24 protein-coding genes and 1 pseudogene are annotated in these 23,868 nt (G+C 72.1%); 4 read left to right on the plus strand and 21 right to left on the minus strand.

Features of this window, described 5'->3' with window-relative positions:
* Positions 1–52: 52 nt before the first annotated feature.
* From thyX to FHS39_RS02925, 9 genes are all read right to left on the minus strand, one after another.
* A complete protein-coding gene (gene thyX, locus FHS39_RS02885) occupies positions 53–805 on the minus strand; it encodes an FAD-dependent thymidylate synthase (RefSeq protein ID WP_184346132.1) in 753 nt (250 codons plus the stop codon).
* Positions 802–1,818, minus strand: a complete 1,017-nt coding sequence (locus FHS39_RS02890) for a DMT family transporter (protein ID WP_184346133.1) — start codon at positions 1,816–1,818, stop codon at positions 802–804. Before FHS39_RS02890 ends, thyX begins: the two co-directional genes overlap by 4 nt.
* Entirely contained in the window at positions 1,815–2,870 is a 1,056-nt protein-coding gene (locus FHS39_RS02895) for an isopenicillin N synthase family dioxygenase (RefSeq protein WP_343069324.1), read from the minus strand. The genes FHS39_RS02890 and FHS39_RS02895 overlap by 4 nt, the downstream gene beginning before the upstream one ends.
* 76 nt (positions 2,871–2,946) lie before the next feature.
* Positions 2,947–3,762, minus strand: a complete 816-nt coding sequence (locus tag FHS39_RS02900) for an enoyl-CoA hydratase/isomerase family protein (protein ID WP_184346134.1) — start codon at positions 3,760–3,762, stop codon at positions 2,947–2,949.
* Positions 3,762–4,499, minus strand: coding sequence for an SDR family oxidoreductase (locus FHS39_RS02905; protein ID WP_184346135.1), 738 nt, complete (start codon positions 4,497–4,499; stop codon positions 3,762–3,764). The genes FHS39_RS02900 and FHS39_RS02905 overlap by 1 nt, the downstream gene beginning before the upstream one ends.
* Before the next feature lie 28 nt (positions 4,500–4,527).
* On the minus strand, positions 4,528–5,511 hold the full coding sequence (locus FHS39_RS02910) for a beta-ketoacyl-ACP synthase 3 (RefSeq protein WP_184346136.1): 984 nt from the start codon (positions 5,509–5,511) through the stop codon (positions 4,528–4,530).
* 16 nt (positions 5,512–5,527) lie between these two features.
* On the minus strand, positions 5,528–6,490 hold the full coding sequence (locus tag FHS39_RS02915; RefSeq protein ID WP_184346137.1) for a ketoacyl-ACP synthase III family protein: 963 nt from the start codon (positions 6,488–6,490) through the stop codon (positions 5,528–5,530).
* 616 nt (positions 6,491–7,106) lie between these two features.
* On the minus strand, positions 7,107–7,760 hold the full coding sequence (locus FHS39_RS02920) for a ScbR family autoregulator-binding transcription factor (RefSeq protein WP_184346138.1): 654 nt from the start codon (positions 7,758–7,760) through the stop codon (positions 7,107–7,109).
* A gap of 93 nt (positions 7,761–7,853) precedes the next feature.
* Positions 7,854–9,101 carry an MFS transporter gene (locus tag FHS39_RS02925; protein ID WP_184346139.1) on the minus strand — a complete coding sequence of 416 codons (1,248 nt, stop codon included), beginning with the start codon at positions 9,099–9,101 and terminating at the stop codon, positions 7,854–7,856.
* Positions 9,102–9,241: 140 nt separating this feature from the next.
* Here FHS39_RS02925 and FHS39_RS02930 point away from each other — a divergent pair, with 140 nt between their 5' ends.
* Both FHS39_RS02930 and FHS39_RS02935 read left to right on the plus strand, forming a co-directional pair.
* Positions 9,242–9,769 carry a PadR family transcriptional regulator gene (locus FHS39_RS02930; RefSeq protein WP_184346705.1) on the plus strand — a complete coding sequence of 176 codons (528 nt, stop codon included), beginning with the start codon at positions 9,242–9,244 and terminating at the stop codon, positions 9,767–9,769.
* Positions 9,770–9,798: 29 nt separating this feature from the next.
* Positions 9,799–10,245: a PPOX class F420-dependent oxidoreductase gene (locus FHS39_RS02935; RefSeq protein ID WP_246469770.1), complete on the plus strand. Its 447-nt coding sequence runs from the start codon at positions 9,799–9,801 to the stop codon at positions 10,243–10,245.
* A 45-nt stretch (positions 10,246–10,290) separates the two neighbouring features.
* Here FHS39_RS02935 and FHS39_RS02940 read toward each other — a convergent pair whose 3' ends face one another.
* From FHS39_RS02940 to FHS39_RS02990, 11 genes are all read right to left on the minus strand, one after another.
* Positions 10,291–10,908, minus strand: a complete 618-nt coding sequence (locus tag FHS39_RS02940) for an OmpA family protein (protein ID WP_184346140.1) — start codon at positions 10,906–10,908, stop codon at positions 10,291–10,293.
* Positions 10,909–10,915: 7 nt separating this feature from the next.
* Positions 10,916–11,512, minus strand: a complete 597-nt coding sequence (locus tag FHS39_RS02945) for a hypothetical protein (RefSeq protein ID WP_184346141.1) — start codon at positions 11,510–11,512, stop codon at positions 10,916–10,918.
* 31 nt (positions 11,513–11,543) lie between these two features.
* Positions 11,544–12,245, minus strand: a complete 702-nt coding sequence (locus FHS39_RS02950; RefSeq protein ID WP_184346142.1) for a pilus assembly protein TadG-related protein — start codon at positions 12,243–12,245, stop codon at positions 11,544–11,546.
* Positions 12,242–12,412: a Flp family type IVb pilin gene (locus tag FHS39_RS02955; RefSeq protein ID WP_184346143.1), complete on the minus strand. Its 171-nt coding sequence runs from the start codon at positions 12,410–12,412 to the stop codon at positions 12,242–12,244. The genes FHS39_RS02950 and FHS39_RS02955 overlap by 4 nt, the downstream gene beginning before the upstream one ends.
* Before the next feature lie 280 nt (positions 12,413–12,692).
* On the minus strand, positions 12,693–13,589 hold the full coding sequence (locus tag FHS39_RS02960; protein WP_184346144.1) for a DUF5936 domain-containing protein: 897 nt from the start codon (positions 13,587–13,589) through the stop codon (positions 12,693–12,695).
* A gap of 46 nt (positions 13,590–13,635) precedes the next feature.
* Positions 13,636–14,574 carry a type II secretion system F family protein gene (locus tag FHS39_RS02965; protein WP_184346145.1) on the minus strand — a complete coding sequence of 313 codons (939 nt, stop codon included), beginning with the start codon at positions 14,572–14,574 and terminating at the stop codon, positions 13,636–13,638.
* Positions 14,575–14,580: 6 nt separating this feature from the next.
* Positions 14,581–15,945, minus strand: coding sequence for an ATPase, T2SS/T4P/T4SS family (locus FHS39_RS02970; RefSeq protein ID WP_184346146.1), 1,365 nt, complete (start codon positions 15,943–15,945; stop codon positions 14,581–14,583).
* A complete protein-coding gene (locus FHS39_RS02975) occupies positions 15,942–16,442 on the minus strand; it encodes a TadE/TadG family type IV pilus assembly protein (RefSeq protein WP_184346147.1) in 501 nt (166 codons plus the stop codon). Before FHS39_RS02975 ends, FHS39_RS02970 begins: the two co-directional genes overlap by 4 nt.
* A 105-nt stretch (positions 16,443–16,547) precedes the next feature.
* Entirely contained in the window at positions 16,548–18,266 is a 1,719-nt protein-coding gene (locus FHS39_RS02980) for a nucleotide-binding protein (protein ID WP_184346148.1), read from the minus strand.
* A gap of 64 nt (positions 18,267–18,330) precedes the next feature.
* Entirely contained in the window at positions 18,331–19,062 is a 732-nt protein-coding gene (gene cpaB / locus FHS39_RS02985; protein ID WP_184346149.1) for a Flp pilus assembly protein CpaB, read from the minus strand.
* A gap of 43 nt (positions 19,063–19,105) precedes the next feature.
* A complete protein-coding gene (locus FHS39_RS02990) occupies positions 19,106–19,996 on the minus strand; it encodes a hypothetical protein (protein WP_184346150.1) in 891 nt (296 codons plus the stop codon).
* 364 nt (positions 19,997–20,360) lie between these two features.
* Between FHS39_RS02990 and FHS39_RS02995 the strand changes: the two are divergent.
* A pseudogene (locus FHS39_RS02995) lies at positions 20,361–21,281 on the plus strand (chitinase); the annotation flags it as partial.
* A gap of 47 nt (positions 21,282–21,328) precedes the next feature.
* On the opposite strand, the gene FHS39_RS03000 reads toward FHS39_RS02995, so the two are convergent.
* Complete coding sequence (locus FHS39_RS03000) at positions 21,329–22,189, minus strand: trypsin-like serine peptidase (RefSeq protein WP_184346151.1); 861 nt, start codon at positions 22,187–22,189, stop codon at positions 21,329–21,331.
* A 217-nt stretch (positions 22,190–22,406) separates the two neighbouring features.
* Here FHS39_RS03000 and FHS39_RS03005 point away from each other — a divergent pair, with 217 nt between their 5' ends.
* Positions 22,407–23,768, plus strand: a complete 1,362-nt coding sequence (locus FHS39_RS03005) for a M14 family metallopeptidase (RefSeq protein WP_184346152.1) — start codon at positions 22,407–22,409, stop codon at positions 23,766–23,768.
* The last annotated feature ends 100 nt before the right edge of the window (positions 23,769–23,868 follow it).

Here is a 23,868-nt window from a genome sequence, read left to right on the forward strand (position 1 = left end):
GGAGTTGTCTCCCGGGCGGCGGCTCGGGGAAGGCGCGGAGGGCGCGGAGGTGCTACGGGCTGACGCGCCCGTAGGACTCGAACGCCGCGTGGGTGAGGGGCATCAGGCGGGCGAACTCGGCTTCCATGCCCTCGGCCACCAGCTCGATCTCCCGCTGCGGGGAGGAGGGGTAGGCGGAGTCGGGGCGATTGGTGCGCAGGCCCAGGAAGTGCATCAGGGCGCGGGCGTTGCAGGTGGCGTACACCGAGGAGTAGGTGGCCACCGGCAGGACCATGCGGGCGATCTCGCGGGCGATGCCGGCCTCCAGCATGCGGGTGTACTCGCGGTAGGCGGAGACGTAGACCTCGCTGGCGGAGGTGACCACGTTCTCCAGGTCGCCGGGGCCGCCGGGGACGTAGTTGTAGTGGCCGGGCTTGCCCTCCTGGCGCAGCAGGCGCTGCTCGTCGGGCACGTAGAAGACGGGCTCCAGCTCCCGGTAGCGGGCGCTCTCCTCGTTGAAGGACCAGGTGCGGTGCCGCATCATGTGCCGGACGGTGAAGATGGGCGCGCTGACGAGGAACGTCATGTAGTTGTGCTCGAAGGGGCTGCCGTGGCGGCAGCGCATCAGGTACTTGATCAGGCCGTCGGTGTAGCCGTCGCCCTTGTCCTCGCGCTGGGCGCGCTCGCCCGCGGTGGAGACGCGGGCCGCGCGGACGACGCTGAGGTCGCTCGCGCTGTGGTCGACGAGCTCGACGGTGATGTCGCTGCGCAGCTCGATGCCGAGCGCGGTGCCGGCGGTGGTCTCTTCGGTGAGCTGGATGGTCATGTCCACTGCCTTTCGGGTACGGGAGTGTGCTGGTCGGAAAGTTCGGAAGGTTCGGAGGGGGTGGTGGCCGGCCGGGCTCCGGGGCGGGAGGCGAGGACGGCGGCGACGACGATCGCGGCCGAGGACAGCAGCGTGGTGAGGCCCGTCGGCCTGCCGCCGCCGGCCGCGAGGTCGATGACGAGCGAGCCGACGGTCTGGCCGCCGACCATGGCCAGGCCCATCACCAGGACACCGATGTGGCGCACCAGGAGCACCGAGGCCAGGACGAAGGCGACGCCGAGCAGGCCGCCGGTGTAGAGCAGCGGGTCGTGCGGCCAGTGCCGCGGCGGCCCGGTGAGGGCGAGGTCGATGCCCATGGCCGCGCTGACGACGAGGACGCCGAGGAGGAAGTTGAGCGCCACGGACGGGTAGGGGGAGCCGGCGACGGCGTTGAGCCTGCCGTTCACGGCCATCTGCCAGGACAGGCCGATGCCCGCGGCGAACGGCAGGAGCGCCAGCCAGATCGTCTCGGCGGTGAGGGAGCCGAGGAGCGGTACGGTCACGGCGGCCAGGGCCACCGCGGCTCCGGTCAGCCGCCGGGCGTCGACCGGGGTGGCCGCGCCGGGGCCGATGCCGCGGTGGTCCACGCACAGTCCGCTGAGGGTCTGCCCCGCCACCAGGGCGACGGTGTAGAGGGCGGTGCCCAGGGCCGCGGTGCTGGTGGCCTGGGAGAGCACCACCACGCCGCCGACGATGCCGCCGAGGAAGTGCCAGGGCCGCAGGGCGGGGGTGCCGCCCCGGGTGCGGCGGGCCAGTCGGCCGGTGCCGCGCCTGAATTCCGGCAGGAAGGGGCAGAGGGCCGCCAGCAGGACGAAGCTGAGTCCGTCGGAGACGGTGGCCGCGGCCACCCCGTCGTCCAGCGCCTCGCCCAGCCGGCCGTTGATCCACGCCTGGAGGGCGAGGACGGCGCCCGCCGCGGTGGCGGCGGCGATGGCCGGGCTGCGGGCCCTGCCGCGTAACGGCTCGGTGCTCATATCCCGTACGCGGCGCTGAGCTTGCCGGTGAGGTAGGCCCCGGAGGTGGTGGCCGGGTGCCGGGGCGGGTTGCCGGGGCCGGTGCAGGTGGGGATGCACTCGATGGGTGCGTCGTAGTTGGGCTGGAGGAAGAAGGGCACCGAGTAGCGCTTGCGGGTGGCCACGTCGCGCGGGGGGTTGACCACGCGGTGGACGGTGCTGACCCAGCGGTAGTTGGTCCAGAAGGCCATCAGGTCGCCGATGTTGATGACGAACGAGCCGTTGATGGCGGGGACGTCCACCCACTCGCCGCCCTTGTCGAGGACCTGGAGGCCGCCGGGGGCACCGTCCTGGTAGAGGATGGTGAGGCTGCCCCAGTCGCTGTGGACGCCCTTGCGCAGCTGTCCGGGCTCGGGCGGGTTCTCCTGGCCGGGGTAGTAGTTGGCGGTCAGGTTGGTCATGTGCTGGTCGATCTTGTCGTCGAACCAGTGCTCGGGGAGGTCCAGGGCGAGGGCGAAGAGCCGCATCAGCTCCTGGGCCAGTTCCTCCATGGCCGTGTAGTAGGCGGTGAACGCCTCGCGGAAGCCGGGCAGGTCCGGCCATTTGTTGGGGAGCCGGAGCTCCGCGGGGGCGGTGGCGGGGATGCCCCTGGCGCCCGTCTCGCCGAGCCGGTTGTAGGTGTACGTCTCCGACAGGTCGGCCAGCCGGCGCTCCTGTTCGGCGTCGACGCCGCTGTTGGCCGCGGCCAGGTTGCCCTTGTGCCCGAAGCCGCGCATCAGCGGGTCGGCCGGGTCGGCGAGCAGGCCCTGCTTGACCGCGTCGGGGAGGGCGAAGAAGGTGCGGGTGGCCTCGTAGACGTCGCGGATGCGGGTCTGGGGGACGCCGTGTCCGACGATGGCCATGAAGCCGCTGGTCTCGCAGACCTCGCCGATGGCCTTGGCCACCTGCAGGCGGCGGGCGGGGTCGCCCTGGCGGGCGCCGGAGACGTCGATGACGGGTACGTAGCCGTCGACCAGAGTGATGGGCCTGGCTCCGGCGGCGGCCGGGTGCGGGGTGGTGGTGCTGGTCGTCACCTCGTGGCTCCTTGTCGCTTTGGTAGTGGGGCGGGCAGTGTTCACGGCGCGGATCTCAGCGAATTCACCGTGCGGTTCACCGGCCGGTGAACTCCGCCTGGCCGGGTCCGCTGCAGAGGAAGCCGCGCATGCCCGCGGCGCGGTCCTCGGTGGCGAACAGGCCGGCGAAGAGCCGGGTCTCCAGGCCCAGGCCGGTGGCCAGGTCGCTGGTGCCGCCCTGGTCGACGGCCGCTTTGATGGCGCCGAGGGCGACGGCGGGGCCGGCGGCCAGGCGACTCGCGCGGGCGACGGCCGCGTCCAGGACCTTGGAGTCCGTGACGACCTCGTCGGCCAGGCCGATCGACTGTGCCTCGGCGGCGCTGACGGCGCGGCCGGTCATCATCAGGTCCTTGGCGCGGGCGGGCCCGACGAGCCGGGGCAGCCGCTGGGTGCCGCCCGCACCCGGCATGACGCCGAGCAGCACTTCCGGCAGCCCGAGCCGGGCCTCGCGCCCGCAGATGCGGTAGTCGGCGGTCAGCGCCAGCTCGCAGCCCCCGCCGAGCGCCGGCCCGTTGACGGCCGCGATGACGGGCTTGGGGATCTCGGCGACGGCGTTGAACGCCCCTTGCAGCAGGGGTGCGTGCTGCGTCATCTCGGCGTGCGTCATGCCCGACATCTCGCGGATGTCGGCGCCGGCGGAGAAGGCCTTGGGGCCTCCGTGGAGGACGACCACGCGGACGTCGTCGCGCCGGGCGGCCTCGTCGGCGGCGCGGTGCAGCTGCGCCTGCATATCGCGGTCGAGGATGTTGAGCGGGGGGCGGTCGAGCCTGATGACGGCCACCGCGCCGGGCAGCAGTTCGAGGCGGACCTCGCCGGCCGGTGCGGCCTTCTCCTGCGTCGGCTCCTGTTCCATCACGCCCACAGCAGGCCTCCGTTGACCTCGAGCACATGGCCGTTGACGTAGGAGCTCGCCTCGTCGGCGAGGAAGACCGCGGCGGCGGCGACCTCCTCGGCGCGCCCGGCCCGGCCGAGGGCGAAGCGGGTGCGGTAGGCCTCCCAGGCCTTGTCGTTGTTCTTGAGGGCGCGGCCCATGCCCTCGTCGATGATGCCCGGGGCCAGGCCGTTGACCAGGATGCCTTTGGGGCCGAGCTCGATCGCCGAGACCTTGGTGAACATCTCGATGGCGGCCTTGGTGGCGCAGTATCCGGCGGCGCCCACCGCGACCCGCGTCGCCATGCTGGAGGAGACGTTGATGATGCGGCCGCCGCGCTCCTTGAGGAACGGCACCGCCGCCTGGGTGGTGAGGAAGGTGCCGGTGAGGTTGGTGCCGACCATCTCCTGCCAGTGTTCCTCCGACAGCCGCTCGACACGGCCGTCCCGGCTGACGCCGGCGTTGGCGACGACCACGTCGACGGAGCCGAAGCAGTCGCGGGCCGAGGCCATCAGGGCGCCGAGCGAGTCGGCGGAGGTGACGTCCACGCTCTCCAGGCGGGCCCGGTCGGGGTGGAGGTCCAGCACCTCCTTGAAGTCGTAGGGGCTCCGGGCCGCGGCCACCACGTTGGCGCCCTCGGCCAGGTACCGCTCGGCGATGGCGCGCCCGAGGCCGCGGGTGCCGCCGGTGATCACTGCTGTTCGTCCAGCGAGTCGCACGCTGGTCTCCTTCCGGGGGTGGGTGGGCTCAGTACCAGGTGACGACTGCGGCGCCCGCGGTCATGCCGCCGCCCACGGCGGCCAGCAGCAGGTGCTCGCCGCGCCGGAAGGGCCGGCGGGTGTGCTCGTGGTGCAGGGTGAGCGGGATGGAGGCGGCCGCGGTGTTGCCCAGGAAGGGGGCGGTGAGCGGGACCCGGGCGGGGTCGATGCCCATCTCCCGCACGCAGGTCTCGATCAGCCGGGTGTTGGCCTGGTGGAAGACGAAGCGGCCGATGTCCTCGATCCGCAGGCCGCTCTCGGCGAGCGCCTCGGAGATGACCTTCGGGAAGGTGCGCAGGACGTAGTCGCGCACGTCGCGGCCGCGCATGCGGAAGAGGTGCTCGCCGCGTTCGCGGGCGGCCGCGTCCGCGGGCTGCCGGGTGCCGCCGGCCACGACCTCGACGAACTCGCGGTGCGCGCCGTCGGCGGCGAGGTGGACGTGCCGGATGCCGTATCCCTCGGGTACGGGGCCCAGGACCACGGCGCCGGCGCCGTCGCCGAAGAGGCTGACCGTGCGGCGGTCGGTGCGGTCCATCTGGGTGGAGTAGATGTCGGCGCCCACCACCAGCGCGGTGCCGCCGGGCGTCCGGGTCGCCAGCAGGGAGTCGGCGACGGCGAGCCCGTAGAGGAAGCCCGAGCAGACGGCGTTGACGTCGAAGGCGGGCACGCCGGGCAGGCCGAGCCGGTCCTGGAGGATGGCCGCGGTGGAGGGCTGCGGCTGGTCGGGGGTGGAGGTGGCGACGACGATGTGCTGCAACTGCCGCCGCAGCTGCGGCAGTCCGTCCAGTGCGTGGTCCGCCGCCCGGTAGGCGATCTCGGAGGTCGTGGTGCCCGGGGCGCAGTAGCGCCGTTCGAGGACGCCGGTGCGCTCCTCCACCCAGCTCTGGGGGGCGCCGGTCCACTCGGCGATCGTGGCGTTGTCGATGACGTGCTCGGGCAGGTGGGTCCCGAGGGAGAGCAGTCCTGTGTTCACGGTTGCGCCCTTCTCGTCAGCTGTCGGTGCCGGGGGCCTGGACGACGGCGCCGACCCAGGTGAAGCCGCCGCCCGCGCCGATGAGGACGGCCATCTCGCCGGGGGCGAGGATCTGCTGCTCGACCAGGTCGTCGAGGTCGGCTCCCCAGTCGCTGCAGCCGAGGTGGCCGGTGTGGTCGTCGAAGCGCAGGTGCTCGCACTTGAGGACGTCTTCGAGCACGGGCAGGTACTGGGCGTCGAGGGTGCGGGCGCCGACGCGCGGCAGGACGAGGCAGCGCAGGCGGGGGTCGTCGCTCTGCACGCCGGCGTCGCGCAGGGTGTCGTGCAGGACGGTGCGGATGCGGGTGCGGGCGATCTCGTCGAAGACGCCCTTGCCCATGTCGGCGGTGGCCTGGCGGGCGGCGGTGACGGCGTCGACGGGCATGCCCGGTTCCAGGGGTACGGAGTTGAGGGGGGCGTGGCCGCGCAGGACGACTTCCAGCTCGACGTCGGAGACGGTGTTCAGCGAGCGGAGGAAGAAGGCGTCGTCGGGCTGCGGATCGCGGTGCAGGAGGATCGCGGCGGCGGCGTCGCCCAGGCCCATCGAGGGGTAGGAGTTCCAGCGGTCGATGCCGGGGCGGACGTAGCGGTCGGAGGAAGTCACCAGGGCCTTGGAGACCGTGGGGTCCGCCTGCAGCCGCAGCGCCGCGTCGTAGAGGGCGAGCGCTCCGCCGTCGCAGCCCTGGTGGATGGCGAGCGGCAGGCAGTCGGTGGCGCCGAGCTGGTTGGCGATGTAGTGCGGAGGCGACCAGAGTTCGTGGCCCTGGTAGTAGAGCCAGGTGTGGATCAGCAGGTCGACGTCGTCCGGTCGCCAGGCGGCTCGTTCAAGTGCAGTACGTGCCGCCCGTACCGCCATGTCGGGGGCCGGGACGTCGGAGACGGGCAGGGCGCGGACGCCGATGCGCTGTGCCGACTTGATGTCCAGGCGTCCTTCGTCCATGGCCTGAGCTGAGGTTTCGCTGGTTTCGGGGAACCAGGTACCGACAGCTCGGATCGATAAGTCGTTGCCGAACCGCACGTGTTGCTCCTCTTCGTCCTGCCGCGCCAAGGGACTCGCCGAGCGCACCTCGCGGGCGCCGGACGGGATGGCATTGGAGATCTGGAAGGGCTTGGTCGTGACGGCGCGCCTCGATGGCCGCTGGATGCGGGTGAGTTGCGTGCCGTCAGGGGCCGGTCCCCGGGGGTTCCGGCTCCGGCCTCTGCCGTGATCTCACTAAAACCAAACCGATCGCCCTTGTCAACAGACATAGATCGATTCGACTTACGCGATGGATTCACCCCGGTTTGATCCTGTGCATCTACGAAGGCCCCACTGCCCAAAGTGGGGCAGATCCGAGCCTTTCGGCTTTGCCAGAAGCAGAAGATCAGTTGAACACCAAGACGGCGTAAAGAGCCTGGGAGCCAATTCAGACCGTGTGGTACGAATATCTAGCTGCAACGTACAACTTCACTGCGAGGGGGACGGTCCGTGCGGTTCACGGGGGAACGGTGCGAAGTGACGGGCGCCTTGGGCGCGTTGGAGACTCAGATGCTCCTGCGGGCGTCGTTGCCCCCGGTCACAGCGGACGAATGCCGCCGAAGCCGTCACAGTGCAGCGCCCTGGCGCAGGCCCGGAAGTGCGCGAGCTTGCGCGGGTGGACGACCCCCGGCAGCAGCGCCTCCCACATCTCGCCCAACTGCGGCACCAGCCCCGCCGCCAGGGTGTGCGTGATCACCTGGACGCCCGTGTAGGCGCCGACGAAGACCCGGGCGAGCAGCTCGGGCCGTACGTCTGCCCGCAGTTCGTGCTGATCACGAGCGCGCTCCAGTAGACCGGCGACGTGGGCCACCCAGTCCCGGTGGATGTCCGAGGCACAGCCGCGGAAGGCGGCGTTCTCGAGGACGAGCCGGACGCCGGCGCGCACCACCACGTGGTTCAGCAGCAGTTCGGCCAGTTCGCGCGACAGCCTCAGCAACAGCTCCAGCCCGGACCCCTCGGCCCGGGCGAGCAGGCCGGCGTGCGCCATCCACAGCCGGTGCTGCTCCTCGACCACGGCGTGCGCCAGCTCTTCCTTCCCCGTGAAGTGGAAGTACATGGCCCCCTTGGACGACGCCGCGTGGTCGAGGATGTCGTTGACGCTCGTGGACCCGTAGCCGTGCCGGTCGAACAGCTCCGCCGCCGCCAGGATCAGGGCCTGGCGGGTCTGCTCGGAACGGAACTGCTTCGGCACGGGGTCTCCTCACGGGCGGCGCGGCGGGTAACGCAGAGCGGGCCTGCACGGAGCGGGGGTCTCCGCACAGGCCCGCGTTCTCGGGGGGGGCGCTCAGTCGGACGGGGCGCCGTTCTTGCGGCGGCCGGCGAGGGCCGCGAGCGTCCCGGCGAGGGCGACCACCACGACGATCGCCCCGATCCAGGCCAGCGCGGTCACGTCCGTCCCCCCGTCCAGGAACTGCGAACCGGACCAGGAACCCAGCGCGTTGCCCAGGTTGAAGGCCGAGGTGTTGGCGGCCAGGGCCAGCGCCGAACCGCCGCCCGCCGCGCCCAGCACCCAGGACTGCAGCGGCGGCACCAGCGCACCGGAGGCGAGCCCGATCAGGAAGACCGCGACCGGCACCACGACCTTGGACTCGGCGGTGAGGCTGAGCACCAGCAGGGTGACGGCGAGCAGGACGAGCATGCTCGCGAGGGTGCCGCGCAGGGTGCGGTCGGCCAGCTTGCCGCCCAGGGCGTTGCCGACGAAGCCGCCGAACCCGAAGACGAACAGCAGGACCGTCGCGATCCCCGCCCCGAAGCCGGTCACGTTCTGCAGCAGCGGCGAGATGTAGCTGTAGAGGAGGAACCACCCGCCCTGCGACACGGCGGTGACCGCCAGCGCGCACAACACCTGCGGGCGGCGCAGGATGCCGAGTTCGCTGCGCATCGACTCCGCCTCGCCGCGGTCCAGATTGCCGGGTACGAGCAGGGCCAGGGCCGCGATGCCCACCACGGCGGCGCCCGCCACGCACCAGAACGTGGCGCGCCAGCCCCACTGTTCGCCGATGGCGGTGCCGATGGGGCCGCCCAGCACGGTGGCGAGCCCGAGGCCGCCGGCCACCCAGGCGATGGCGGAGGCCTGCCGGGCGGGCGGCGAGAGCCGCACGGCGATGAGGATGCACACCGCCGCGAAGGTGCTGTGGGTCAGCGCCCCGAGGGTGCGCGCCCCCATCAGGAGGGAGAAGGACGGCGCGAGGGCGCCGAGGACGTTCGCCACGGCGAAGACCAGCAGCAGCACCAGCGCCAGCAGCTTGGGGGCGACGCGCGCGGTCGCGACGGTCACGATCGGGCCGCCGATCGCGACGGCGATGGCATAGGCGCTCAGCAGCTGTCCGGCGCTCGCCACCGAGACGTGCAGGTCGTCCGAGACGTTGAGCAGCAGGCCGATCAGAGCGAACTCGGCCGAGCACAGGGCGAAGACCGAGAGCGAGAGTGCCGCGAGCACCGCGACGGGGAACGCCGACGGAGCCGCCACACCGGAACCTAACACTCCGTTGGGTGCGCTCCCGGTGGTCTGCGGCATGGATGAGGCCGACAAGGCTGTACCTCCTTGCCCGGATCCGCGGATGAAAGAGACACGCAGCAAGCCAGGCATCGTCATCTATGTATGTCGACTACGCCATGAGTCGTATCGACCTATGCCCAACTCTAGCCCTATGCTGTCCGACCATGTCAAGCATGTTGGATCTCGCCACCCTGGGCTTCCTCTACGAAGAGCCGCTGCACGGCTACGAGCTGCGCACCCGCATCGCCAAGCTGACCGGCCACGTCCGCGCGATCAGCCACGGCACGCTGTATCCGGCCATCAAGCGCATGGAGAAGGCCGGCCTGCTGGTCCGGGAGTCGCAGCCCGGCGTGGCGGCTGCGCCCCGGCACATGCTCAGCCTGACCGAGGAGGGCAGGCAGGCGCTGCTGTCCCAACTGCGCAAGCCCGACGACCCGTTCATCACCGACGAGAACCGCTGGTTCACGCTCCTCGCCTTCCTGCGGCACCTGCCGGACCCCAAGGCGCAGGCCGACGTGCTGCGCAGGCGGCTCGCCTTCCTCCAGGAGCCGAGCAGCTTCTTCTACAGCGGCGACCGCCCGCTGAGGATCGCGGACGTCGAGGACCCGTTCCGGCGCGGCGTCCTCACCATCGCCAAGGCCACCTCGGAGACGGAACTCGCCTGGCTGCACGAGACCCTCGAAACCCTCGACGCCCAGTAGCGCATCCCGCCGCCCAGACAAGGATATTCATGCAGCCCATGACCGAGGACGAATGGCGATCCTTCGTCCTCTCCGGCACCCGCACCGGCAAACTGGCCACGAACCGCAAAGACGGCCGACCGCACGTCACCCCGGTCTGGTTCCTCCTCGACGAGGTCGACGACGCAGGCGGACCCGTCCGCGTCGTCTTCACCACGTGGCACGAGTCGCTCAAGTACAAGGCGCTGCGCCGCGATGGGCGCTTCTCCCTGTGTATCGACGACCAGGAGCCGCCCTACAGCTACGTCATGCTGGAGTGCACGGCCGAGTTCACCGACGACCCCGAGGTGCTGCGCGCCTGGGCCACCCGCATCGGCGGTCGGTACATGGGCGCCGACCGGGCCGAGGCGTACGGGCTGCGCAACTCCGTACCCGGCGAATACCTGGTGCGGGCCACCGTCGACCGGGTCGTCGCCGCCCGCCACATCGCCGAGTGACCACCTGTGCCCCGCCGGTGCCGCCTCGCGGTGCCGGCCGGGTGCTCACCCCTTGCCGCGCGGGAAGCTGACCTCCACCCGCCGGTTCTTCCTGCGGCCGTCCTCCGTCGCGTTGTCGGCGATCGGATAGTCCTCGCCGTAGCCGCGGATCTCATAGGCGACGGCGGACGAGCCCAGGTCCTGGGCCAGTTGCCGCTGGACGGCGTTGGCGCGGTCCTTCGACAGGGCGACGCCGTGGTCGGCCGAGCCCAGGTTGTCGGTGAAGCCGAAGATGCGCAGCTTCGCCGCGTGCTGTTTCCTCGCCTCCTCGGCGATCACCCGGATCCGGTCGGTGGCCGCGCCGCCCAGGTGCGCGCTGTCCTTGTCGAAGAGGACCTCGGCCTGGAGGGCGAAGGTGACGTCGACGTTGGTGTCCTCGCGGCGCTCGTTGCCGCCGTCGGTCTCGACGACGGACTTGATGTCCAGGACGCGGCCGGGGGCGAGCTTGGCGCCGGGGCGGAGCCTGAGGCCGGAGGCGGAGGCGTCGGTCTTGACGGGGGGTGTGGTGTCGGCGGTGCCGGGGCCGCCCTGCGCACGGGCGGGAGCACCGGCGGACAGGACGAGGACGGCGGTCACCGCGGCCGCGGCCAGGGCCGTGCCGCATCGGGTCCGGTGCGTCGGCATGGGGTCCTCACCCCGAAATCTTGATGTGGACGGCGGGCATGGTGGGCAGTTGGAAGGAGACGTCGGTGACCTCGGCCGGGGGCGCGGGGAACTGGGCGAAGACCGCCCGGCTCTCCCCCGGCCGGATGCCCACCAGGCCCGTCGTGCACAGGCACTCCCCGTCGGTGTCCCGCAGGACGAGATAGCGCTTCTTGCCCGCCTCGTCGACGAGGGAGGCACCCGAGACCGACGACTGCGACTTCATCTCCGTCTCCTTCGACCGCCAGGTCAGCGACGTGAAGGGCTTCTCGCCCCGGTTGGCGAGGACGCCGCTCACCGTGACGAAGCCGCCCTTGTCCCGGACGGCGGAGGTGAGGGTGACGACCACGCCGTCCGTCCCCTTGATCTCGCCGATCGTCGCGCTGGGCCGGGGCTCGGGCCCCGCCGGGGTGGAGGACGCCGGCTTCTTCCCCGTCCGGGAGTCCACGGAGATCTGCTTCTTGTCCTCACCCTTGTCCCCGCCGTCGCCGCCGCCACCGCAGCCCGCGACGGCGAGGGTTATGAGGGCCGCGAGGGCCGCGCCGGCCGTCCCCCTGCGGACCGCCGTCGTGTGCCGAGAGCTCATGGGCTGGCTTCCTTTGCTGGTCGGGCGGCGGTCAGTCGGTGAGGTGGACGGCGAAGAGGTCGGCGGCCCGGACCGCGGCCCCGGGAAGCCGCGGGTCGACGGTCAGCGCCTTGCCGTCGCACAGGAGGGTGACGGCGGCGGGCTGCCCGGCATCCGGGCCGGAGGGCTGCGGTCCGGGGGTGGCGGACGGCGGTGCCGGCGACGAGGGCGGTGGTGTCGGCGTCGGTGTCGGCTGCGCCCCGGGCGTACAGCGCGGTGCGACGACGGCCTTCGCCGACGCCTTCGCGTGCCGGTTCTCCGTGGCGGGTACGACGGAGCGGCCCACCGCCTTCTCCGAGGTGACGGTGACGCGGAACGAGCCGGGCTCCTCGCCCTGGTCGCAAGTGAGCTCCGGCTGGGCGTCATTGAGCCCCGCGTACGAGGCGGCGGCCCGGCAGGCGGTGCCGCGGTCGGCGCCCAGGCCCGCGAGCCAGTCCTGCCAGCCGCCGCCCGTGCCGGGCCGCGGGCCGAGGGCCGCGAGGAAGCCGGTCAGCAGTTGGTCGCGGTAGTCCTGCGCGGCGGCCAGGGCGGCGGCGTCCGCCGCGGTCTGGGCGCCGTTCCTCGTGGCCCCCGCCCGGCCCACCGCGAAGAAGGCCAGGGCGAGGAAGAGCAGGGCCGCCACCGCCGTGATGTAGAGCGGGAACGCCTGTCCGGCGTCGCCTGTGCGGCGGCGGGCGCGGACGGCTCGGCTCACCCGGTGATCTTTTGGATCTGGTTGGTGATGGCCGTGGCGATCATCGTCCCGAAGTCGGTGGTCGTCAGCACCAGGATGATCGCCACGACGACGGCGATGATCCCCAGGTACTCGACGGACGTCTGACCCCGGTCGTCTGCCCGTAAACGCTTGCCCAGCGTCCGCATCGTCTTCCCCTCCAAGGGCGACGGCCGGGCCGGAGAGGCCCGGCGGGTGAGTTCCCGTGATGCCGTTCGCGGCACGAGAAACGTACGCCGGAACAGCAGTGACACGACAGTGTGCGCGGCTGCATTCTCTTCCCCCACAAGGGAGTTGACACACCTGACGGCCCATGAATTCACCCCCGCTCCACCACGGCGACCCGCCGGGCCCGGAAACGAAGACCGTCCGTCGACTGTCCCACATCCGATTGCAGGCGCGAAGGCTCTTTGCTCAACGCCCGTTTGCTCAACGCCCGGTGAACGAGCCGAAGTCCATCCCCGAGCCCAGGAAGAACCCCGCGATCAACAGGATCATCGTGCCCGGCACCATGAAGGTCGTGATGACCATCGTCGCCTTCGGCACCGCCCGCGCGGCGCGCCGCCGCGCCCGCTGGGCGTCCGTGCGCCGCATGTCCGTGGCGATCTCGATCAGCGTGTCGACGATGGGGGTGCCCAGCTCCTCGCCCTGCTGCAGCGCCGTCACGAACTGGGCCACCTGCTCGGAGTCGTTGCGTTTGCGCAGGCCGTCGAAGGCCTGGCGGCGGCTGACGCCCATGTCCAGCTGGCGCAGGGTGATGCGCAGCTCGTCCGCCCACGGGCCCTCGTAGTGCTCGGCAACCCGGTCCAGGGCCTGCCGGAAGCCCAGCCCGGCGCTGACCACCACGGCCAGCACGTCGAGGAAGTCCGGCAGCGTGCGCTCGATGGCGTCCCGGCGCTCGCGCACCGCCGCCCAGATGCCGACCTCGATCCAGAACAGCCCGAACGCCACCAGCAGCAGCGCGGCCGGCAGCTGCCCCTTGGCCAGCATCACCAGCGCGCCGCCGAAGCCCAGCATCCCGTAGACGGCGCGCCGGGCCGCGTACCGGTCGACCGTCAGGCCGCCGGGGTTGCCCGCGCGGTCGATCCGCCTGCGGACCTTCGCCACCCGCTTCTCCCCCATCAGCCGCAGCACCAGCGGCGCGTACCGCATGCCGAGCCGGTCCACGGCCGAGCCCACCGCCGTCGTGCGCGTCGCGCCGACCTCCAGGGCCAGCGCCAGGTCCGGCGGCAGCTTGGCCTCGCTGCGGCAGAGGGCGATGCCGTAACAGACGCCCGCGACGGACGCCCCGGCCGCCAGGGCCAGCAGCAGTGCCGCCCATCCCATGTGCGCCACACCCTTCTCAAGACTTCTCAGGAGTTCAGGGGACTTCTCAGACGTCGATCTTCGACATACGGCGGATGAAGAAGAACCCGAGCCCGTACAGACAGAAGGCCGCGATCACCGCCAGCTGTCCCGGCCAGCTGCCGGTCATCCGCTCCAGCGACCCGGGCGCGATGCGGTCCATCAGCAGCAGCGTGCCGACGCCCATCAGCGGGACGACGTACGCAGTCACCGTCACCTGGGACAGCTGTGTGCGCACCTCCCGCCGGGTCTCCTTGCGCTCCTCCAAGGTGACCGTCAGATTGCGCAGCGAGCTGACGACCGTGCCGCCCGCACGGTTGGACAGCACCAGGGTCGTCACCAGGACGACCAGTTCGCGGGAGGGAAGCCGGTCGGCAAGTTCGCCGAGGGCCTCCTCGACCGAGTGGCCGACGGCCAGCCGGTCGGCGACCCTGGCGAGCTCCTCGCCCGCCGGGGCCTCCATCTCGTCGGCGGCCAGGCCCAGGGCCGTACGGAGGGCGAGACCGGCCTGGGTGGCGTTGGCCAGGATGCGGGAGAGCTCCGGGAGTTGGCCGATGAACCGCTCGATGCGCTTGCGGCGCTGCCGGCCAAGGAAGGCGTGCGCAAAGCAAACTGCGACGACGCCCGCCGGCGGCCCGAAGAACGGCGCGAGGAAGGCCGCCGCCACCAGCCACAGGCCCGCGGCCGCCGCCACCGTGCACACCGCGAACTCCCCCACGGTCACGTCCAGGCCCGTCGAGGCGATCCGCCGCTCCAGGCGCGCGCCCGCGCGGGTGGCGCGCAGCCACCGGTCGGTGCGCCGGAAGTAGCGGGTGCGCCCCACCGGGGGCAGCGGCGGGGTGTCGGAGAGGCGGTCGACGAGCGCCTGGTGCCGGTCCCTGCCGGTGATGTACGCCCGTACGCCCGCGATGCCCAGCGCCCCGCACAGCAGGGTGGCGCCGATGGTCAGGAGTGCGAGTTGGTCCATGTGCCGTTACCTCTGTCTGGCCTCTCGGGTGGTGAGCTCGCCGGGGGACGCGGCGACGCCGAAGGCCGCGGGCACCGGTTCGCCCGCGAGCCGCAGCCGCTCCGCGGCCCGCGGAGGGAGGGGAAAGTGCGCGAAGGCGCCGTGCACGATGCGGTCCGGGCCCACCGGAGCCGCGTCGAAGCGGCAGACGGTGACGAGGCGGTGGCCCTCGCCCCGGTCCCGGTAGGCGCTGTCGCCGCCGCTGTCCAGCAGGGCGATCTCGGTGATGCGGCGGGAGCCGTCGGCGTGCCGGGTGAGCTGGACGAGGCAGTCGACCGCGCTGTTGATCTGGTCGCGCAGCGCCTCGTAGGGGATCTTCACCTCGGACATGGAGGCCAGGGTGCGCAGCCGCATCAGGGCATCCTCGGCGCTGTTGGCGTGCACGGTGGCGAGGGAGCCGTCGTGGCCGGTGGACATCGCCTGCAGCATGTCGAGGGTCTCCCCGCCGCGGACCTCGCCGACGATGATGCGGTCGGGGCGCATGCGCAGGGAGTTGCGGACGAGGTCGCGGATGGTGATGCGGCCCTTGCCCTCGACGTTGGGCGGCCGGGATTCGAGGCGGATGACGTGCGGCTGCTGGAGCTGCAGCTCGGCGGCGTCCTCGACGGTGATGATGCGCTCGCCCTCCGGGATCAGCCCGGAGAGGGCGTTGAGGAGCGTGGTCTTGCCCGCGCCCGTCGGCCCGGAGACCACGACGTTGAACTTCGCCCGGACGAGCGCGCCGAGGAGCATCAGCATGTGCTCGTCCAGGGTGCCCGTGCCGATCAGCTCGTGCAGGGTGTAGACGCGGGGGAAGCGGCGGATGGTCAGGGTCGCGCCGTCCAGCGCGAGCGGCGGGATGATCACGTTGACGCGCTCGCCACCGGGCAGCCGGGCGTCGACCATCGGATTCGACTCGTCCACCCGGCGGTTGACGGTGGAGACGATGCGCTCGATGGTCTGCATCAGCTGCTCGTGGGAGGCGAAGCGGACGGGGACGGGCTCGACGCGGCCCGCGCGCTCGACGTAGACCCGGTCGGGGCCGTTGACCATGATCTCGGTGACGGTGGGGTCTTCGAGGAGCGGTTCGAGGACGCCCAGGCCGAGCGCCTCGTCGACGACGCGGCGGATGAGCCGGTCGCGCTCGGCGGTGGAGAGGACGGGGCCCTCGCGGCTGATGATGTGGCCGAGCACCCGCTCCAGGCGGGAGCGGCGCTCGTCCGCGGAGAGCGCGGACATCTCGGCGAGGTCGATCTCCTCCAGCAGCCGCGCCCGGTAGACGGGCACGAGGTGGCCGGGCTCCCGGCCGCCGTCGGGCGCGTCGGGCGCGTTCAGGCGCGCGCGCAGGCTCACGGCGCGCTCCTCGCGGAGGGGCAGGCCATGGTGGCCCGCCGGGTGACGTCGAATCCGGTGCCGGGGATCAGGGCCGGCACGGAGACGGTGACGGTGGCGGTGACGCTGCCGCCGGCGGCGGCGCAGGCCGGTGCGTCGACCGCGGCGCGCCCGGCGACCCAGCCCGTCATGGCCGCGCGCCCCGCGGCGGCGGGCCCGGTCTCCGGCAGGTCGAGGGTGGCGGTCCGGGCGGCGGCCCGCGCCCCGGTGCCGGCCTGCTGCGCGGCGAACGCGGCCAGGCCGAGGTGGACGGCGCCGAGCGCGAGGAGCAGCAGGAGCGGCAGGAAGCCGAGGAATTCGACGGAGACGGAACCGCGGTCGGGGCCCTGCCTGCGCCGCGCGCCCTCGCCCGTCCGCGCCGTGCGGGGCCGTCCGGCCGGGGACGTCCCCAGGGCGTGTCCGGTGGGTCGGCACAGGCCCCGCGACGCCTCGCACGGCACCTCGCCGCGTTGTCGCATAACCCAAGTACGCCCAGTACGCGGGTCATGCTCCGCCTTGCGATGCACCGCGCCAGACGCCGCGGGACCCGCACCGACCCACCGGACACGCCCTAGCGGCACGGCTCAGTCCTCCCGGGCCGCGCCGGCCGTGCTCTCCACGGACCAGGGCCAGTTGACGCTGCCGGGGAAGAGGACCGGGACCTCCATGCGGACGCTCGCCCGGTAGACCCCGCCGTCCGTGCCACAGTCTGGCTCCGCCCGCCAGGAGCTCGGCAGGTCCGCGCGCGCTGCCGCCGCGCAGTCGCGCCCCACGGCTCCGGCCCGCGCCCCCTTGTCGGCCGCGTGCCCGGCGAGGGAGTAGGTGTAGCCGACCAGGACGCACTGCCAGACCACGGCCAGCGTCACCAGGATCATCGGCAGCACCCCCGCGAACTCCACGGCGATCTGCCCCCGGTCGCCCCCGCCGCGCTTGCGGAACCGGGCGAGCGGCGTGCCGGGGCGCATGCTCGGCACCGGCGCCAGCTGGTCCGGCCCGGTGCCGCCGGAGGTGTCCGCGGGTCCTCCCCCTATGGCACGGCGGCGCCGCAGCCCGGTGAGGGAGGGCCGGTCGGCGGGCCCGGCGTGTGCGGGGCCGCCTCGCGGGGGCCTGCCGCCGGGGCCCGGGGGCGCGGCCAGGCCGAGTTCGCCCGCCAGCGCCCACAGCGCCTGCCGGACCCCGGACTTGGCGTCGAGGTCCTGCATGCGGCCGGAGTCCACGGCGCCGCGCAGTTCCTTGTAGGCGGCCGGCACGGTCGTGCGGGCCGCCTTTGTGCCGGTCGTGCGGGCCACGAGGGAGGGTTGCACCTCTGCGGTGCGGGTGTGCCGGTTGACCACGGTCGTCGTCTCCTCCGCCTTGCGGATCTGCAGCCGTTCCCAGAGCCGGACCATGCGTTTGGCGGCCCGTACGGACACCACGTCGGGCGTGGTGACGAGCAGGGCCGTGTCCGCCGTTTCGATGACCGCCGCGCCCGCCGCCGTGATCTGGGTGCCGCAGTCGACGACGACCAGTTCGTAGCGCTCGCGCAGGGCGGCGGTGATCTGCCGGGAGGTGAGGTCGCCGATCTCCTCGCCGCGCTCGCCCTCGGCGGGGGCCAGGAGCAGGCCGAGCCCGGTGGGGTGGGGGAAGACGGCGTCCTGCAGGACGCGGGGCGAGATGTCGTTGATGCCGGCCAGGTCGGCGATGGACCGGCGGAACTGTACGTCCAGATAGGAGGCCACGTCGCCGGACTGGAGGTCCATGTCGACGAGGGCGACCGCGCGTCCGGCGGCGCTCGCGGCGAGCGCGAGGTGGACGGCGGTGACGGTCGTGCCGACGCCGCCCTTGGCGCCGACGACGGCGACGAGCCGTCCGCCGGGCCCGCCGCCCGCCGGGGCCGTCTCCTCCGCGCGGCCCAGGTGCCGTCGGACGCCGGTGGCCCAGTGGGCGGCGGCCTGGATGCGGGTGGCCAGCTCCTCGGCGGAGGGCGGCAGGGCGGCGAGGCCGCGGGCGCCGCAGTCCATGGCGGCGGCGTAGAGGGCGGGTCCGGCGTCGGCGCTGAGCAGGATGACGCCCGTGGCCGGGAAGCGCAGGGCGATCTCGCGGATGAGTTCGAGGGCGGGCGTGGGCCCGATCCGCTCGTGGACGAGCACGACTTCGGGCAGTTCCGCGACGGAGGCGGCGGCCAGCACGGCGAGCGTGTCCAGCAGCCGGGCGGAGTCGCCCGCGGTCTGCAGCGGGTGCGCGCCGGGGAGCCGGCCGAGCAGCCCGTCGACGGCGCGGGCCGTGTCCGCATCGCCGATGGCCGGGAGGATTCTGATCGTCACCGTGGCCCTGCCTCTGTCTCTGCTCGTCTGCTTGCCGACTGCCGGGGGCCGCTCGGGCGGCGGGCTACTTGTCGCCGTCGAGGGTGTAGGTGCGGTCGCCGCTGCCGACGCCGTCGTCACCGCCGGGGGCGACGAGGGCGAGCCGGACGTGGGTGGCGAAGGACTCGGCGTAGGCGACGCGCTGGGCGTCCTTGGTGTCGAGGGCGAAGGTGATGGGCACTGCCTCGCCCGCCTGCCGGGTGCCCGTGGAGGCGGGGCGGCCGGAGCCGCCGTCGCGGTCGAAGGGGGTGAGCTTGCCGACGTTCATCACCTGGGCTCCGCTGACGATGACCTTGGAGACGGGCTTGGCGCCCTGCTCCTTGCCGTCGAAGGTGGCGTAGATGTTGACCCTCGCCCCGGGGTCGATCTTGCCCGCGACGCCCGTGGCCGCGTCGATCATGATGGCGATCTCCTGCTTTCCGGGCTGGAGGGCGGGCCGGGCGACGATCATGTCGTTCTGCAGCAGCGACCCCTTGTGCAACGGGGTCACCGCGATCTTGCCGCGGACGGCGGCGAGGTCGGTGACGGCGGTGGCGGGAAGCCAGCGCCTGGGCATGGAGACCTTCTCGAACGCGTCCGTCTCCCCGTCCAGGTCCCGGTAGGCGGGGACGTCGGACTTCAGCCGGTAGGCGGTGGTCTCGGGGCCGACCTTGGACTCGGCGTCGTCGATGACCGCGAGCACTCCGGCGGCCGCGCCGACGGCGCAGAGGACCGACAGGAGCAGCAGGATGATCCCGCGGCGCTGGCGTGAATTCATGGGGCGGCGAACCTCGTTCGGGGGACGAAAGCCGGGGTGGGGTTCAGCGGCCGGCCGGGGCGGCGGCCCGTACGGGCGGGTCCAGGGCGTGCCTGCCGCCGCCGTCCCGGGTGACGGGCGCGGAGCAGAAGCCGCAGCGGTCGCCGATGAGTTCGAGCCCGCACCACCGGCACTCCTCGCGCCGTACGGAGGCGACGAGCTGGTAGAGCACGGAGGGGTCGGGGATGGCGGCGGCGAATTCGACGGCCCGGGGGGTGCCCCACCAGCGCCGGGAGTCGGCCGGCAGCGGCTGGATCTCCTGGATGCCCTGGACCCGCCAGTGGGGGGCGAGGGTGCCGGTGACCCAGTCCTCGCTGCGGCCCGGTTTGCCGCGGGCGACGGTCAGGCGGGTGGCGAAGCCGGGGCCGCCGGGGGGTTCGGCGTCCTTGATGCGGATGAGCTGCGGCGCGGGGTTGACGAGCACGGCGAAGCGGGCGCCGGGCAGGTAGGAGGCGAGGTGGCCGCCGAGGCCGACCTCCACGCCCCGGTCGAGGCGGCTGACGGTGGCCACCTCGGCGCCCGCGTGGATGTAGTGCGCGAGCAGCCGGGCGGCGGAGGCGAGGATGCCCGGGGTGAGGTCGGAGACGGACAACTGCCGTAACTGCCGGGCCAGTACGGCCACGGCGAGCGGCGGAAGCCTCATGGGCAGCAGGGCCACGCGGTCGCTCTCCAGGAGGGACCGCACGGCGTGCAGGCGCTGTACATAGGGGGCGGGGAGGGAGTCCGGGTAGAGCACGACGAGGTGGCCGCACTGGTCGAGCAGGATGCCGGCCTGGGTGACGGCGGTCTCCAACGGCTGGGCGTGCGGAGGCTGGAGGACGGCGGCAGCGGGGACCGGGCCACCGGGCGGCGGCAGCACCAGGTCGGAGCTGGTGACCGCGATCGCAATCGGCACGTCGGCTTCCCCGTTCACTCCGGCCTCGGGGGCTTCGGCGGTCGCATCGATACCGTCTCGCGAACCCTTGACGGACGTATTGGTCTGGACCATCTTTGACGCGCGTGCGGCGGCCCCCGTACGTGCGTACGGCGGGCGGCCGCCGCTGTCGATGAATACCCCCCAAAGTACCCCCGCAACACCCCCCATCACCGCTCCAACTCCCTTCCCACCGGAGGCAGTAGTGGAACGTCCTCGTCGCAACGGATTCCGCATGTCCAGACGCCGGTTCGGCGGCGTTTCCGCGGCTGTCGCGCTCGCGGCCGGAAGCCTTGCCGCGCTCAGCGCCGGCCCGGGCACCGCCCGCGCGGCGGACGGCGCCAAGGTCCAGGCCGTCACCGCCACCACGACCGCCGGCACCCCGAGCATCCCCGAGCACGCGCTCACCGGCTACTGGCAGAACTTCGACAACGGCGCGACGGTGCAGAAGATCAGCGACGTGCAGAGCCAGTACGACATCATCGCCGTCGCCTTCGCCGACGCCACGACCACGCCCGGCGCCGTGGACTTCACCCTCGACCCGGCGCTGCACTACACCGAGGAACAGTTCAAGGCCGACATCGCGGCCAAGCAGGCGCAGGGCAAGTCGGTGGTCGTCTCCATCGGCGGCGAGAAGGGCACGGTGAGCGTCAACGATGCGGCGTCCGCCGCCAACTTCGCCGACAGCGCCTACGCGTTGATGCAGAAGTACGGTTTCAACGGAGTCGACATCGACCTGGAGAACGGGCTCGACCCCACCTATATGACACAGGCCCTGCGGTCCCTGTCGGCGAAGGCGGGCGGCAAGCTGGTCATCACCATGGCGCCGCAGACCATCGACATGCAGTCGACGTCGGCCGGCTACTTCAGGACCGCGCTCAACATCAAGGACATCCTGACGGTCGTCAACACGCAGTTCTACAACAGCGGTTCGATGAACGGCTGCGACGGCAACGTCTACGGCCAGGGCTCGGTGGACTTCCTCACCGCACTCGCCTGCATCCAGCTGGAAGGCGGCCTCGACCCGGGGCAGGTGGGCCTGGGCCTGCCCGCGTCCCCGCGCGGCGCGGGCAGCGGCTACGTCGCGCCGTCGGTCGTCAACAACGCTCTCGACTGCCTGGCGAAGGGCACGGGCTGCGGCTCGTTCAAGCCCGCGAGGACGTATCCGGGCATCCGCGGGGCGATGACGTGGTCGACCAACTGGGACGCGAGTGCGGGCGACGCCTGGTCGGAGGGGGTGGGGCCGCACGTGCACGGGCTGCCGTAGCCCTCATGCGCCGGGCGGGCCGAGAAGCAGCCCGCCCGGCGGGAGGCCTAGCTGCGCGCCGCCGCCTCTTCGGTCGGCTTGGGGAGGTCACAGCCGGGCAGGCTCAGGTCGATCTTGTTGCCGGGCGCGACGCACTTGGCGATGCCGTACGTCTCCTCGGCGTAGTTGATGCCCTGCCGCACCGTGACCTGGCCGTTCTCGTCGACCTCGCACGGGTTGTTCTCCGTGCACCGCTCGCCGTTCTCGTTGCCCGTGTTGTTGATGGCGACGACCTTGCCGGTGTTCACGTCGATCACGGGCGAGCCGGAGGTGCCGCCTATCGTGTTGCAGGACGGCGTGTAGCGCAGCGAGTCCTTCCACGTCCAGTCGCCCTCCTGCAGCCGGTAGACGAAGCCGTCCGCGTTGCAGGAGTAGATCTTCTTCCAGTAGCCGGACACGACCTTGATGGCGCTCCCGGCGGCCGGGTGGTCGGCCGACAGGCTCAGGGCGCTGATCCCGTAGCGCTGCTTGATCTGCGCGTAGGTGGTGTTCAGCTGGTACAGCGTGACGTCGGTGTCGGTCATCGTCGCGTACGAGACCTTGACGGCACGCAGCGTGGCGACCTTGCCCGCCGAGGAGTTGAGCAGGCTGAACGTACGGGAGGACGGCTGGTCGGTGATGACCTCGCCGGGGCCCGGGAAGCCGGTCTCCAGGCAGTGGCCGTTGGTCATCACCAGGGCGGGGTCGCCGTCGGCCGAGGAGGGCATCCGGATGAGCGAGCCGGAACAGTTGCTGAGCGCGACCGTTCCCGCGAAGTCGACGGCCTTGACCCTGCCCTGCGGGGCCGCCGTCGCGGTGGTCGTGCCGACGCCGACGGTTGCTCCGGTCAGGAGCACGGTCGTGAGCGCACCGACGAGAGGTCGTCTCATGGGGGGGTGGTCCTCTCAGTTCTGAAGTGCCGCGGTTTTGACGTGTGCATTGTTGGTTCCGGTGAGGCGGGGCGGCAATCAACCGGTCCGAAGTTATGAAGAAGTTGGCTTGATTCACCCATACGGTGGCGCTTGACCTGCTCATGTCATCGCTCGAACACTGGGGAGGCTCACCCCCCTCATCCGTCGCACTGACCGGACCCCTCAGGAGGACCGCATGCGACCGCGATTCCGCTCGTCCCCCACCGGACGGCTCTCCCGCAATACTTGGGCGACCGGCGCCCTCGCCGCCCTGCTGACCCTGGCCATGGCCTCGCCCGCGGCGCCGCGCGGTGCGGGCCAGGCGGCCCCGCCGACCGCCTCGTACGAGGTCTCCGGGCCGAGAACCGCGGCTCAGCGCACGGCCGTCGCCGCGACCGGCGCCTCCGTCGACGCCGTCCGCCCCCGCTCCGTGACGATCACCGCGGACGGCGCGCAGGCCGAACGCATCCGCCGCATGGGCTACCGGGTCACCCGGCTGCCAGGCCCTCCCGACCGCAGCGACGGCAGTGACGACAAAGCACGGTCGCCCTTCGACTTCCCGCCCGGCGACGAGCAGTACCACACCTACGCCGAGGCGACGGCGGAGATCGACGCCGACATCGCCGCCCACCCGTCCCTGATGAGCAAGCAAGTGATCGGCAAGTCCTACGAGGGCCGGGACATCGTCGCCGTCAGGGTCGCCAACGACGCGGTGAGGACCGCCGCCGCCAAGCCGGAGGTCCTCTTCACCCACCACCAGCACGCGCGCGAGCACCTGACCGTGGAGATGGCGCTCTACCTCCTCAAGGAGTTCGGCACCGAGTACGGCACCGACCCGAGGGTCACCAAGCTGATCGACAGCCGGGTGATCTGGATCGTGCCCGACGTCAACCCCGACGGGGGCGAATACGACATCGCCACCGGCACGTACCGCAGCTGGCGCAAGAACCGCCAGCCCAACGCCGGCTCGAACAACCGCGGCACCGACCTCAACCGCAACTGGGACTACAAGTGGGGCTGCTGCGGCGGCTCCTCGGGCAGCACCGGCTCCGAGACCTACCGCGGCTCCGGCCCCGCCTCGGCACCCGAGGTGAAGGTCGTCGCCGACTTCGTCCGCAGCCGCGTCGTCGACGGCAAGCAGCGGATCAAGGCCGCCATCGACTTCCACACCTACAGCGAACTGGTGCTCTGGCCGTTCGGCTGGACGTACTCCGACACCGCCCCCGGCATGACCCAGGACGACCGCGACGCCTTCGCCGCCGTCGGCAAATCCATGGCTGCCAGCAACGGCTACACGCCCGAGCAGTCCAGCGACCTCTACATCACCGACGGGTCGATCGACGACTGGCTGTGGGGGAACCAGAAAGTCTTCGCCTACACCTTCGAGATGTACCCGGACGCCAGCGGCACGGGCGGCGGCTTCTACCCGCCCGGCTCGGTGATCGACCGCGAGACGGCCCGCAACCGCGAAGCCGTCCTGCAGCTGCTGGAGAACGCCGACTGCATGTACCGGTCGATCGGCAAGGAACAGCAGTACTGCAGCGGCTCCGCTTCGTAACAGTCCCCGTGGGCCTCCGATGCCGTCCCGTAATGCGCGATGCGTACGTTTGGACCTGTTCCGAACGCACGGTGCGCTCGCCGCACAACGAACCATTGGA

It is taken from the genome of Streptomyces olivoverticillatus, assembly GCF_014203555.1.
GTDB classification, from domain to species: Bacteria; Actinomycetota; Actinomycetes; order Streptomycetales; family Streptomycetaceae; genus Streptomyces; species Streptomyces olivoverticillatus.

What these genes read in the sequence shown, in the direction of transcription:
- thyX (WP_184346132.1), bottom strand. Translation starts at nt 805, where the DNA reads ATGACCATCCAGCTCACCGAAGAGACCACCGCCGGCACCGCGCTCGGC.
- FHS39_RS02890 (WP_184346133.1), bottom strand. Translation starts at nt 1,818, where the DNA reads ATGAGCACCGAGCCGTTACGCGGCAGGGCCCGCAGCCCGGCCATCGCC.
- FHS39_RS02900 (WP_184346134.1), bottom strand. Translation starts at nt 3,762, where the DNA reads ATGGAACAGGAGCCGACGCAGGAGAAGGCCGCACCGGCCGGCGAGGTC.
- FHS39_RS02915 (WP_184346137.1), bottom strand. Translation starts at nt 6,490, where the DNA reads ATGGACGAAGGACGCCTGGACATCAAGTCGGCACAGCGCATCGGCGTC.
- FHS39_RS02930 (WP_184346705.1), top strand. Translation starts at nt 9,242, where the DNA reads ATGTTGGATCTCGCCACCCTGGGCTTCCTCTACGAAGAGCCGCTGCAC.
- FHS39_RS02935 (WP_246469770.1), top strand. Translation starts at nt 9,799, where the DNA reads ATGCAGCCCATGACCGAGGACGAATGGCGATCCTTCGTCCTCTCCGGC.
- FHS39_RS02940 (WP_184346140.1), bottom strand. Translation starts at nt 10,908, where the DNA reads ATGCCGACGCACCGGACCCGATGCGGCACGGCCCTGGCCGCGGCCGCG.
- FHS39_RS02945 (WP_184346141.1), bottom strand. Translation starts at nt 11,512, where the DNA reads ATGAGCTCTCGGCACACGACGGCGGTCCGCAGGGGGACGGCCGGCGCG.
- FHS39_RS02955 (WP_184346143.1), bottom strand. Translation starts at nt 12,412, where the DNA reads ATGCGGACGCTGGGCAAGCGTTTACGGGCAGACGACCGGGGTCAGACG.
- FHS39_RS02960 (WP_184346144.1), bottom strand. Translation starts at nt 13,589, where the DNA reads ATGGGATGGGCGGCACTGCTGCTGGCCCTGGCGGCCGGGGCGTCCGTC.
- FHS39_RS02965 (WP_184346145.1), bottom strand. Translation starts at nt 14,574, where the DNA reads ATGGACCAACTCGCACTCCTGACCATCGGCGCCACCCTGCTGTGCGGG.
- FHS39_RS02975 (WP_184346147.1), bottom strand. Translation starts at nt 16,442, where the DNA reads ATGCGACAACGCGGCGAGGTGCCGTGCGAGGCGTCGCGGGGCCTGTGC.
- cpaB (WP_184346149.1), bottom strand. Translation starts at nt 19,062, where the DNA reads ATGAATTCACGCCAGCGCCGCGGGATCATCCTGCTGCTCCTGTCGGTC.
- FHS39_RS03000 (WP_184346151.1), bottom strand. Translation starts at nt 22,189, where the DNA reads ATGAGACGACCTCTCGTCGGTGCGCTCACGACCGTGCTCCTGACCGGA.
- FHS39_RS03005 (WP_184346152.1), top strand. Translation starts at nt 22,407, where the DNA reads ATGCGACCGCGATTCCGCTCGTCCCCCACCGGACGGCTCTCCCGCAAT.